This is a genomic window from Winogradskyella alexanderae (assembly GCF_020166335.1).
Lineage (GTDB): Bacteria > Bacteroidota > Bacteroidia > Flavobacteriales > Flavobacteriaceae > Winogradskyella > Winogradskyella alexanderae.
In genome coordinates, this window is sequence record NZ_JAIUJR010000009.1 from 63,977 (window position 1) to 76,577 (window position 12,601).

10 protein-coding genes are annotated in these 12,601 nt (G+C 33.5%); 5 read left to right on the top strand and 5 right to left on the bottom strand.

Annotated elements, in window-relative coordinates; translation table 11 throughout:
* Positions 1-32 precede the first annotated feature (32 nt).
* The gene (locus LBU54_RS12910; RefSeq protein ID WP_224530519.1) at positions 33-1,490 is read left to right on the top strand and encodes an oligosaccharide flippase family protein; all 1,458 of its coding nucleotides are present in this window, start codon (positions 33-35) and stop codon (positions 1,488-1,490) included.
* An 87-nt stretch (positions 1,491-1,577) separates the two neighbouring features.
* Here the strand turns inward: LBU54_RS12910 and LBU54_RS12915 are convergent, their stop codons facing one another.
* Positions 1,578-2,852: a hypothetical protein gene (locus tag LBU54_RS12915; RefSeq protein WP_224530521.1), complete on the bottom strand. Its 1,275-nt coding sequence runs from the start codon at positions 2,850-2,852 to the stop codon at positions 1,578-1,580.
* Positions 2,853-3,055: 203 nt separating this feature from the next.
* On the opposite strand from LBU54_RS12915, the gene LBU54_RS12920 reads away from it, so the two are divergent.
* The gene (locus tag LBU54_RS12920; RefSeq protein ID WP_224530524.1) at positions 3,056-4,135 is read left to right on the top strand and encodes a DUF3667 domain-containing protein; all 1,080 of its coding nucleotides are present in this window, start codon (positions 3,056-3,058) and stop codon (positions 4,133-4,135) included.
* Here the strand turns inward: LBU54_RS12920 and uvrA are convergent.
* Positions 4,132-6,924 (bottom strand): excinuclease ABC subunit UvrA, encoded by a 2,793-nt coding sequence (gene uvrA, locus LBU54_RS12925; RefSeq protein WP_224530531.1) that lies wholly within the window; start codon positions 6,922-6,924, stop codon positions 4,132-4,134. The genes LBU54_RS12920 and uvrA overlap by 4 nt on opposite strands.
* A gap of 238 nt (positions 6,925-7,162) precedes the next feature.
* Here uvrA and LBU54_RS12930 point away from each other — a divergent pair, with 238 nt between their 5' ends.
* Complete coding sequence (locus LBU54_RS12930; protein WP_224530533.1) at positions 7,163-7,747, top strand: RNA polymerase sigma factor; 585 nt, start codon at positions 7,163-7,165, stop codon at positions 7,745-7,747.
* A gap of 227 nt (positions 7,748-7,974) precedes the next feature.
* Here LBU54_RS12930 and LBU54_RS12935 read toward each other — a convergent pair whose 3' ends face one another.
* Entirely contained in the window at positions 7,975-8,523 is a 549-nt protein-coding gene (locus tag LBU54_RS12935; protein WP_224530535.1) for a hypothetical protein, read from the bottom strand.
* A gap of 47 nt (positions 8,524-8,570) precedes the next feature.
* Positions 8,571-9,227 carry an endonuclease III domain-containing protein gene (locus LBU54_RS12940; RefSeq protein ID WP_224530536.1) on the bottom strand — a complete coding sequence of 219 codons (657 nt, stop codon included), beginning with the start codon at positions 9,225-9,227 and terminating at the stop codon, positions 8,571-8,573.
* Between the two features lie 126 nt (positions 9,228-9,353).
* On the opposite strand from LBU54_RS12940, the gene LBU54_RS12945 reads away from it, so the two are divergent.
* The gene (locus tag LBU54_RS12945) at positions 9,354-10,448 is read left to right on the top strand and encodes a glycosyltransferase family 4 protein (protein WP_224530537.1); all 1,095 of its coding nucleotides are present in this window, start codon (positions 9,354-9,356) and stop codon (positions 10,446-10,448) included.
* 85 nt (positions 10,449-10,533) lie between these two features.
* The gene (bcp, locus tag LBU54_RS12950) at positions 10,534-10,989 is read left to right on the top strand and encodes a thioredoxin-dependent thiol peroxidase (protein WP_224530540.1); all 456 of its coding nucleotides are present in this window, start codon (positions 10,534-10,536) and stop codon (positions 10,987-10,989) included.
* Between the two features lie 35 nt (positions 10,990-11,024).
* On the opposite strand, the gene LBU54_RS12955 is transcribed toward bcp, so the two are convergent.
* Complete coding sequence (locus LBU54_RS12955; RefSeq protein ID WP_224530541.1) at positions 11,025-12,584, bottom strand: sugar porter family MFS transporter; 1,560 nt, start codon at positions 12,582-12,584, stop codon at positions 11,025-11,027.
* Positions 12,585-12,601 lie beyond the last annotated feature (17 nt).

The following is a 12,601-nucleotide window of genomic DNA, read 5'->3' on the forward strand; positions in this document are numbered from 1 at the left end:
CAAGATTAAATAATGTTGTAAATTGCTTTGCAATGGGCATCATTTTAAACCAATCATTCAAAAACACTGTAACCACATATTTAGGCTTTGGTTTGGGGGCCATAAACACGCTGTTTCTATATACGAACTTTCTTACAGATGAATATTATGGATTAGTGGCTTTTCTTTTGTCAACAGCAAATATTATGATGCCTTTTATGGCTTTTGGTGCGCATAATGCAATTATTAAATACTATTCAGCATTTGTTTCAAAGAATAGTACTAATGGATTTTTAACCATTATGCTTTTTTTGCCTTTAGTATTAATTATACCGGTGACATTAATTGGATATTTCTCCTATGATGCAATTGGCGCTATCTTATCGCGTGAGAATTCTATTGTTGCCAACTACACTTGGCACATATTCATTTTAGCTATCGCTATGGCATATTTTGAAATATTCTTTGCTTGGACTAAGGTGCAACTGCAAACCGTATTTGGAAATTTAATGAAAGAGGTTTTTCATAGGTTCGCTATTATGCTCTTATTGTTGGCCGTACATTTTAAATATTTGAATGTTGAAGAGTTTATTATTGGATTAGTTATAGTTTATGTTTTAAGAACAGCATTGATGAAACTTTATGCGTTTTCAATACGCTTCCCGAAACTTAATTTCCAGATACCTGAAAATTTTAACGCCATTCTTAAATATGCCTTGCTTATGATTATTGCGGGCTCTGTTGCAATGATGATATTAGATATTGATAAGTTTATGATTGGGCTAATGGTAGAGGATATTGAACAGGTCGCTTATTATAGTGTGGCTATATTTATTGCAACGGTAATTGCCGTACCACAGCGTGCTATGCATCAAATAATGATGCCATTAACGGCTAAATACTTAAATGAAGGTGATAGTAAAGCATTAGAGGACTTATATAAGCGTAGCTCTATAAATCTTTTAGTGATTAGTGGTTTTATTTTTCTGTTAATTGTATTAAACATCAATCAGTTGTATTTAATTCTTCCACCAAAGTTCACTGGTGGACTATTTGTTGTATTTATTATCAGTATCGCCAAACTCTATGATAACAGTTTAGGGAGTAATAATGCAATTTTGTTTAATAGTGATTATTATAAAATGGTATTGGTTTTTGGCGTTATTCTCGCGCTTTTAGCAATTATCTTAAACGCTATCTTCATTCCTGTTTATGGTATAAACGGGTCTGCAATCGCTACCTTTTTATCGATTGCTATTTATAACACAATTAAAGTACTATTTGTTAAAAGTGAATTTAATATTCAACCCTACTCAGTAGAATCTATCAAAATTTGTATTGTATTAGCTATTTTGTTCTTGTTGTTTTATTTCTGGGATTTTAATTTCCATCCAATTGTTAACATTGCATTAAAATCCTTATTTGTCATGATCTTATATTTCACAATGGTATTAAGGTTAAGAGTTTCTAACGATATTTCTCAGCAAATAAAAAAGTACCTAAATATTTAGATACTTTTTAAAACGAGAAATCCCGTAAGGTGCTCTGAGGCATACAACATACGGGACTTCTACTAACCAACCAAAAAAATCATTTTATTAAGCTCGTGTTCGTCTTGAATTAGATCTCGTAGAACTCTGGTTATTTCTTCTACTGTTTTTAGATCTTGTCGATACAGACGACGACTTTCTTTTACTTTTACTTTGACTTATACTTATACTATTACTTCTTTTATTAGGCGACGTTGTTCTGCTATATGTACGAGATTTAGTCGCTTTTGGTTTTCTAACCGAAGTACTTTTAGTACCTAATCGCTTATTGGACACCGAAGACCTACTTCTGGTCACATTTTCTTTTATATTTCTTGAACGTGTATTATTTAATCTACTTGTTCTGTTTTGAGAAGTCACTCTCGCATTAGATCGAGAACTCACATTATTATTTCTGTTTGTTCTGTTTCTGTTCAAAGTACTTTCCCTATTTAGTGATCTTGTATTAGCACCACGTTCAATAGTTCTACTTGAAGAACGACCTGTTAAAGATTCACTTCTGTTTGTTCTAGAGCGCATACTACTAGAGTTATCAGCTAAACGTGTAGACCTTGTTCTGTTAATTTCAGCATTTCTACGCTGAACCGATCTTTGGATATTGCGTTCAGTCCTGTTTCTTGGTGTTTGCGCGTATCTATTAGAATGCGTTGCATTACGTCTTCCAAATTGTGTGTTACCGCGCCTACCGTTAATATTAAAATGTCTAACATTGTTTCTGTAAGGTCTGTACCAAATATGTCTAACTGGTCTATAAAACTGTCTATAAGGAAATGCATTTACAATGCATAGGTTAACAGGAGGAATGGCGTAAAATCTATGCCAAGGTCTCCAAACGTAGGCTCTGTTATAGATATTTATGAACCCGTCGTATCTCCAAAAGACATTATTTCTATAAAAAATATTTAAGCCTCCAATTCTATTAATACGTCCAAACCCATTATAGTTTATAAATATGTTTCCTATCTGATTTACCCTACCATAAAAGTCATAGAATATTGGTGTGTTTTCAATTTGAATAATGGCACCAAAACTATCATACTGAACGTATGGATTATAGTTGAATCCAGTATTAAAACTAAGTGCAAATCCAGGTCTGTTTATTCCAACATTTACATTTGGCCCATACTGAGGGATGAAGAAATCGAATTGACCATCTGGAAATACAGAGAATTCAATTCCCGCTTCCATAAATATGAAAGAATTACCATAACCTCTCATATAATTGTAAGTTGAAAAATCAGCTTCGTTTGTATTTGAGTTCGTAGCAAAAGCAGTAGTGCTAGCCGTCACTAAAACTGCAATTAAGTATAGTAATCGTTTCATAATTATAGGGTTTTAAATTATTCTATTAGCTATGGTACAAACAGCGTGCCAAAAAATATAAAGTACTGATATTTAGAATATTGTGGTAAAATGTGAAGTTTCGATTGCCATTTTGCTATATAAATGACTTTACCTTTAATCGTCTTATTTTATATTGTATATCTTATAAAAATCATTATTTTTAGTTCAAGCTTTGACAAACTATGAGTACCAACCAGAAGAAATGTCAAAATTGTGATCAGTTCTATGATCAAGACTTCAAGTTTTGTCCGCATTGTGGGCAAAAGGCAAATGATGAGTTAACAATTGGAGTATTATTTTACAATACCATAAGTAATTACTTCTCTTTTGATGCAAGGTTTTTAAAGAGCTTTTTGCCATTAGTGTTTAAACCTGGCCACTTGGCCATGGAGTTTATAAAAGGTAAACGCTTACTTTATTTACATCCAGCCCAGATGTATTTATTTATCTCTGTGATTTTCTTTTTTGTTATTTCATTTAGCACCAGGGAATTGGTATCTCAAGCTAACAAATTCAATGAGCAAGTAGTTAGTGCACAATCGGAGGAAGAATTAATTAAAGAAAATTCTAAAGTCGTTTTGGATTCGGTCCAATTAGAAAAGGTTTTCAAACCGCTAAAAGAGAATCAGGAAAAGTTAGGGTTAAAAGATGAAGATTTCCAAATTGCAGATTCTATTATTAAAAATGCCAATAACGAACGCAACATGGTTAAATCTGAATGGGGTTTTGACAAAAAGCGCATAGATTCCATGATAGCATCTGGCTCAGGTAAAGAATCCATTTATAAAGAAATGGGTATGAGCGATAATGCGGGATTTCTTGAACGTCGTCTATTTGCCAATCTGCTTAATCTTATTGAAGGTAGTGGAGCAGGAGGAATGGTACAGGCCTTTTTTGATAGTATTCCAATAGCGATGTTTTTTCTCTTACCGCTTTTCGCATTTATTCTTAAGATTTTTTATTTCAATAAGGGGACATATGCGCACCACCTAGTATTTAGCTTTTATTTTTTCTCTTTTTTGTTTACCGTTTTTGCAATTTTGTTTGCGCTAAACAGATTTGTATTCCCAATACCAGATGGAATAGACTGGCTAGTTGCGCTTTCAACCTATTTCTATTTCTTATTTGCTTTGATGAAATTCTATGGACAACACTGGTTTTTGACGTGGATTAAAAGTGGTGTAATTACCTTTATTTTTACCATTTTTATTATACCTACTTCATTTGCGCTATTACTAGCGTTTTCATTTTTGTTTTATTAACCAAGTTTTTCTTTCAGATATTTGCCTGTTAAAGAGTCTTTGTTTGAAGCGATTTCCTCAGGTGTGCCAAAGGCAACAAGATTACCACCTTGTTTTCCTCCCTGTGGACCCAGATCAATTATATAGTCAGCGCATTTTATTAAATCTATATTATGTTCTATCACAATGATAGAGTGCCCTTTTTTAATTAAGGCCTGAAATGATTTTAAAAGTTTTTGAATATCGTGAAAATGTAAACCGGTTGTAGGTTCATCAAAAATAAAAAGTGAGTTTTCACTTTTGCTACCTTTTCCAAGAAACGTGGCTAATTTAATACGTTGTGCTTCGCCACCTGATAAGGTTGAAGATGACTGTCCCAAGGTAACATAGCCTAAACCCACATCCTGCAACGGTTGAAGTTTGTTTTTGATCTTAGTTTGTTTATGGGTTTCAAAAAAATCAATAGCGTCATCTATAGTCATACTTAGAACATCATGTATTGATCTATCTTCAAACTGAACTTCTAATATCTCTTTTTTAAATCGCTTTCCACCACAACTTTCGCATGTTAAATGTACATCCGCCATAAATTGCATTTCAATGGTAACTTCACCTTCGCCCTTGCAAGTTTCGCAACGTCCACCATCTACATTGAAACTAAAGTGTTTGGCCTGGTAATTTCGGATTTTACTTAACTTTTGAGATGCAAAAAGTGCTCTTATATCATCATATGCTTTAACATAGGTCACGGGATTTGAACGTGATGACCTTCCTATTGGGTTTTGATCTACAAATTCAACATTTTGAATATTACTGTGATTACCAGTCATTTCAGTGAATTGGCCAACTTTATCACTGAATCCTGTAAGCTTTTTTTGAATTGAAGGGTATAGAATCTTTTTAACTAAGGTACTCTTACCACTTCCAGAAACACCTGTAACCACGGTTAACATACCTAATGGAAATGTAACATCTATATTTTTCAGATTGTTTTCTCGGGCACCTTTTATTTTAATTTCATATTTTGAGGTTCTTCGTTTATTAGGTACTTCTATTTCTAACTGACCGTTTAGATATTTTGCTGTAAGTGTGTCGGATACAATTATGTCTTTGTAACTGCCGGAAGCGACTACTTTACCGCCAAAAGTTCCTGCTTCTGGACCAATATCAATAATGGTATCTGCCGCCTTCATTATATCTTCATCATGCTCTACAACAATAACGGTATTTCCTAAATCTCTAAGTGACTTTAAAACACTAATTAAACGCTCAGTATCTTTTGGATGAAGACCAATACTTGGTTCATCTAAAATATACATGGAACCTACCAAGCTACTTCCAAGTGAGGTAGCTAAATTGATACGTTGGCTTTCTCCACCTGAAAGTGTGTTAGATTTTCTATTTAAGGTTAAATAATCTAATCCAACACTTGACAGGAATTCAAGCCTTGTATTTATTTCAACAAGTAGACGCTTAGCAACCTTGGTATCATAATCATTGAGCTCTAAATCCTTGAAAAATGATATTAATTCTTTAATCGGAAGGTCGACTAGGTCTGTAATAGTACATCCGTTTATCTTAACATAATTTGCCTCTTTTCGTAAACGTTTCCCCTTACAGACGTTACATTTTGTTTTACCACGATAGCGTGATAACATCACTCTATTTTGAATTTTATAAGCCTTAGATTCTAACTCAGCAAAGAAACTATCTAAGCCTTCAAAGTAGTCGTTACCAGACCAGATAAGTGCCTTTTGCGAATCAGTCAGTTCAAAAAAAGGTTTGTGGATGGGAAAATCGAATTTATGCGAATTATTCACTAGTTGGTTTCTATACCAGCTCATGCTTTCCCCTCTCCAGGGGAATATAGCATTTTCATAAACCGAAAGGGCCGTGTTTGGTACAACCAAATCTTCGTCGATGCCAATTACATCTCCATAGCCTTCGCATTTTGGACATGCACCATAAGGATTATTAAAGCTAAATAAATGGGCATTTGGCTCCAAAAAGGTCATGCCGTCTAATTCAAATTTATTATTGAAAATGATTTGCTTACTATCATGTATAGTTTCAATGATGCAGGTGCCTATACCTTCGAAAAATGCAGTTTCAATGGCATCGGCCAATCTATTTAGAAAATCTTCATCATTTTTAAAGACAATTCTATCAACTACTAAAAAGAGCTCTGTCTCAGATGTAATATTGGTCTTTAAAGCATCTTCTATTCTTAAAACGTTGGAATTTACCTTAACTCTAGCATAACCTTGTTTTTGGAGCGTTTGTAACTTATTTTCTATCGTTCGGCCTTCTTCTAAAATAATAGGAGATAAGAGTAATAATTTAGTATTTTCTTCAAAACTAGAGATGTAGTCAATAACATCTGTAACCGTATGTTTTTTGACAAGCTTGCCCGAAATGGGAGAGTAGGTCTTACCAATTCTGGCAAACAACAGTTTTAGATAGTCATATATTTCTGTAGTGGTACCTACCGTAGAACGCGGATTAGTAGAATTCACTTTTTGCTCAATAGCTATAGCTGGTGCAATTCCTTTAATATAATCTACCTTTGGCTTATTTAACCTACCTAAGAATTGTCGGGCATAACTAGAAAGGCTTTCTACATAACGTCTTTGGCCTTCTGCATACAATGTGTCGAAGGCTAAACTAGATTTGCCTGAACCAGATAAGCCAGTAATTACTACTAATTCGTTCCTAGGGATAACAACATCAATATTCTTAAGATTGTGCAATTGCGCACCTTTAATGATGATGTTATCTTTAGGATTTACGTCTAGAATAGTAGTGTTCATAGAAATTTTTAGGATATAATTTTGCAAAGATACTACATCTAATTTATCTATTAAAGGAACATTTTATCCGATAAAATGTTAAAATTTCTATCTAAATTTTGTTTTTTCGGAATGATTGTTGTTATATTTGATGCATAATCATTTTAAAAAAACACAGCGTATAACATAATATTACTTTAATTAAAAGCTAGAAACCCCAAGTCTAATAACCTAGTTATTAGGCATTAAAGTAATTATTATGAAGAAAGAACTTATCCAAGACGCTGCGTTGATATCCAGTTATATACGAGGCGATGAAAATGCATTAGCAACTTTGATTGATAGGCATAAACAGCGCATTTACAGTTTTATATACTCGAAAGTTTACGACAAGGACATAACAGAAGATATTTTTCAAGACACCTTTATAAAGGTTATTAAAACCTTGAAATTAGGCAAGTACAATGAAGAAGGTAAATTTTTACCTTGGGTAATGCGTATTGCTCACAATTTGGTAATAGATCACTTTAGGCGTAATAGTAGGATGCCAAAGTTTGATAATGCCGGTGAGTTTAGCATTTTCTCTGTTTTGAGTGATTCGAGTTTAAACGCAGAAAAATCCATTATCAAAGAACAAGTAGAAGAAGATGTGCGACGAATTATTGAAGAGCTTCCTGAGGATCAAAAACAGGTGTTGATAATGCGCATGTATCAAGACATGAGCTTTAAGGAAATATCTGAGCGCACAGGAGTTAGCATTAATACGGCATTGGGTAGAATGCGTTACGCGCTAATTAATATGCGCAAGGTTATTAAGCAGAATAATATAGTTTTAACAAATTGATATAATAAAGTAGAATAAATTGCGTTTTAGTCATATAATAAATCCTAAACTATTAATATGGCAAAAATTTACTCTACTAGAACCCCAAAAAATTTAAACCTAAAACCAAAAGATGAAACGATTAGTTTCCTTTTGAATTATTCTAAGGCTTTAAGTGTTATAAATTATAATAAATTGAAGTTTGAAGCACTTCTAAATTAAGTTGGAAAAGAATCCTGATTGTAAAATCAGGATTTTTTTATGAATAATAGCTCTTGGTAATTATGTGTGTTCAGATACACCTTTTTTAAATTTCTGAGATACTCAATCGTACTCTCCTGCAAAGGATGGTCTTTTAACAGACAGTTTTTAACGTTTTCATCGTACACTGTTAATATAATGTACCAATGCCCTTTCCTTTCTATATAATTATCAAACAAAGGCGTGAAGCCTTCATCTTCTAGTTTGGCATCGACTACCAAACCTAGTAAATTCATTTTTTTATCGTCAATTGAAGCCTCGTTATAGGTTAAATAACACGTTTTACCTTCTATTGTAATTGGGACATTATAGCCAACATTATTATGATTTAACCGATACTTTGTATTTATGTAGTGATAGAACTCATCTGCTTTCTTTGGGTCTTTGAATATAAATGATGTCTCTCGCGGAAGTTTTCGTTTAAACTTTTTAGCCTGCATTATTCTATAATCCTCACTTTTAAACCTTGGTGCGATTCGTGTAGGTACACAAGAGGTCAAATAGGTTGCTAATATTATAAGTAAAAGTCTTTTCAAGGTATGGTTGTTTGATACTGTTTTATCAAGAATTATACCAATAGATCCTATTTTCTGTTTTTGTAATAGTCTTTTATAACTGATTTTCTTCCAATTCGTTTAGTGATAACATCTTTATCTAAATCCCAGCCTCTAGCAGGTGAGTATTCCCTTCCATACCAAATTATTTGAAGATGAAGATCGTTCCAAAGATCTTTTGGGAATAGTCGTTTCGCATCTTTTTCTGTTTGCATTACATTTTTGCCAGTAGTAAGATTCCAACGGTACATTAGTCTATGAATATGTGTATCTACTGGAAATGCCGGGATGCCAAAAGCTTGTGACATCACTACTGCGGCAGTTTTGTGACCAACCGCTGGCAGTGCCTCTAATGCTTCATAAGTTTGAGGAACTTTACCATCATACTTGTCAATCAAAATATGAGAAAGTCCGTGGATGCCCTTACTTTTCATTGGCGACAAGCCTACAGGTTTAATTATTTCCCTGATTTCATCAACACTTAGCTTAACCATATCATATGGATTATCTGCTTGTTTAAATAATAGTGGAGTAATTTGATTAACACGCACATCTGTACTTTGTGCGGACATTAACACGGCAATTAATAAGGTGTAGGGGTCTTTATGATCTAAGGGAATTGGGATTTCAGGATAAAGTTCATTTAACTTATTTATAACAAAGCCCACCTTTTCATTTTTGGTCACTTAAATTTAAATTTAAATTTATTAGAGATTAGACGATTTTTGTCGCATTTTAGCAAAAAATAAAAATAAAAATATGATTTTATTTATAAAATTAGTTGTTTCCGTTTGATATAAAAGAAGTAAGTTATGAGATTAGTATATATAACGCCAGAAGTCAGTGGTGTTGGTGGGCTTTCAAGAATAATAGCTATACAAGCTAATTATTTTATTGAAAATTACCATTATGAAATAGATATTATTTTACTAGACCAGAAAAGTGATAATACCAAAATTCGATATTTCATTAATAATAGGGTTAAACTACATCATTTAGATATTTACAATAAGGGTTTATTAGGTTATTTCAATAAAATAAAACGTATTAATAAATCACTAAAAGATATAAAACCCGATATTGTGATGGTTGTCTTTGATGATATTTTTGGATTACATTTAAATCGTTTTATTACTACAAATTGTCCTATAATTTATCAGAGGCACGTTACCAAAAATACAAACGTACTTTATGGAAGAAAACTAGTAAGGTCTATTAAAACATTTTTAAATAATAAAGGAGGGTTAGGATATGACAAATTTGTTGTATTGACGGAAGAACATAAAAGAGATTGGCCCCATTTAAAAAACCTTTATACAATAAGTAATCCAATTACCATAGATGCCAATGATAAAGCGAAATTAGAAAAGAAGACGGTAATTGCTGTTGGCCGACACGACGTTGTTAAGGGTTTTGATCTGCTTTTACATTCCTGGCAGAAAGTGATATTCAATAATCCAGATTGGAAATTGAAAATATATGGAAAGTTCAGTAAAAGATTAAATCTTGAAAAAATAGCTCAACAACTAAACATAAATAACACCGTTGAATTTCATCAACATACTACAGACATAAAAAGCGCATACCTTGAGTCCTCCATTTTAGTATGTTCGTCGAGAATTGAAGCTTTTTCGTTAGTTATTGCAGAGGCCATGTCCCTTGGTTTGCCTGCGGTTTCTTTCGATTGCCCTTATGGACCTCGTGCGATTATTAAACACGGTGTGGATGGATTGTTAGTTAAACCAAATGACACTGAAAAGCTAGCAGAAGCACTGATGACACTTATTGAGAACAAAAACTTAAGAAAGCAAATGGGGGAAAGAGCTCAGGAAAATATTCAACGTTATTCACCAGATAAAATTATGCAAAAATGGAAATTACTTTTTGAATCTTTGGTTCAGGAATAATTGATTTAACTAATTTATAACATAATCTGTCCTTGGTTCCTTTAAGATACATTGTAATTTTACGATAGTTGAAAAAAATATGACAATGACACATTTAAAAGTAGGAGACAAGGCACCGAATTTTTCGGCCAAAGATGAACAAGGAAATAAAGTGGAATTATCTGACTATAAAGGCAAAAAGTTAGTTGTATTTTTTTACCCAAAAGCAAGTACTCCTGGGTGCACTGCTGAGGCATGCAATCTTAACGACAACTTTGATAAATTCCAATCACAAGGTTATGAAATCCTTGGCGTAAGTGCAGATAGTGCAAAGCGCCAGGCCAATTTCAAAAACAAATATGGATTTCAATATCCACTAATCGCAGATGAGGACAAGGCAGTAATTGAAGCATTTGGAGTTTGGGGCCCAAAGAAATTTATGGGAAAGGAATATGATGGTATTCACAGAACTACATTTGTAATAAATGAAGAAGGGGTATTGGAGGATGTAATTACCAAAGTAAAAACCAAAGCTCACGCTGAGCAAATCTTAGGAATTTAAGAAGATTTTTTTAGTACTTAAATCCTTAAAAGAACTTATTTCACCAATTGCGCTTCGAGTTCTTCTAAGGATTTTCCTTTTGTTTCCGGTATTACTTTTATAATAAATATGAGACTAGCAAATGCAAAAAGACCATAAATTAAGAAGGTCATTGCACTTCCAATTGTAGATAATTCCCAGGGGAATAAAAACTGCACACCTGCTGACACAGCTGAGTTTACAAAGCCAACAAAGGAAATAGCGACACCTCGTATCCTAAGTGGAAATAACTCCGAAAACAAAACCCACATAACTGGACCTAGAGAAATTGCAAAACAAGCAACAAAGCCCAAAATTCCAATAAGTATTAAATTAGGGTTCATGCTGATTGCGGCCGTTATCAATTCAGATTCGTATTGCTTTGCTTTTTCATTGCCTAATAATGTTTTGATTTCGTTTTTATACACAACATCGTTTTTAAATGATTGACCTTCCAAAACGGCTACTTTTTCTCTTATTTCTGTATTGGATATTTGATTTACCTTTTCTGGCGAAAGGCTATATGTAGCAGTATTGAACCCGTAGGCAAGCAAACACATAAAAACACCTATTCCTGTGACTCCAAAGATTAGTAATGGTTTACGACCAAGCTTATCAATGAGTAACATGGCTAAAACAGTAAAAACCAGGTTTGTTACACCAACTAAAATTGCTTGTATAAATGAAGCATCAGTGCCAATACCAGATTGCTCAAATATCATTGGAGCATAAAAAAAGACTGAGTTAATACCTGTAATCTGTTGGAGGACACCAACTACCAAACCTATGGTTATAACCAAACGCATAGCTGGTTTAAAAATTTCCATTATTGAAACTTTTTCTTTGTTTTTGTCAGACTCTAGAGAAGTACGTATCGCTATCATGTCTTTTTCTGCACGATCTGCATCGTAGAAACGTTGTAGTACAGTTTTTGCCTCATCTAAATGGTTTTTCATTACTAACCAGCGTGGACTTCGAGGTACAGAAAGTAATCCAAAAAAGTAAAATACTGCTGGTATGGCCTCAACTCCTAACATCCATCTCCAATTATTTTCACCAATTCCTAGAGACTGAACCCATTCTGCATTAGAATTCCCTAAAGAAAGAATGTAATAATTACTAAAAAAGGCTACGGTAATTCCAAGTACAATATTTAATTGGTTAAAGGAAACGAGCTTACCTCGCTGACCTGGTGGGGAAATCTCGGCAATGTACATCGGTGCTAGGATCAATGAAGCACCAACACCAAAGCCACCAAGCATTCTGAAGATTAGAAATAAGAGAAAGTTTGGTGCTAGGGCGGAACCAACAGCTGAAATGGTAAAAACAATGGCACATATTTTCAGCATAATACGTCTTCCAAACTTATCGCTTAAAGGACCAGAAACCATCATGGACAAAGCGGCAATTATGGTTAGTGAACTCACTGAAAATCCGAGCTCTAAATCTGTTAAATTAAAGTCTATCTGTATAAATTTATTTACTCCGGAAATAACGGATGCGTCAAATCCCATCAGGAAGCCACCAAGTGCAACAATCAGTGCAATACGAATTGTAAATAACGATTTCTTACTCATTTTGATCAGTTAGTTAA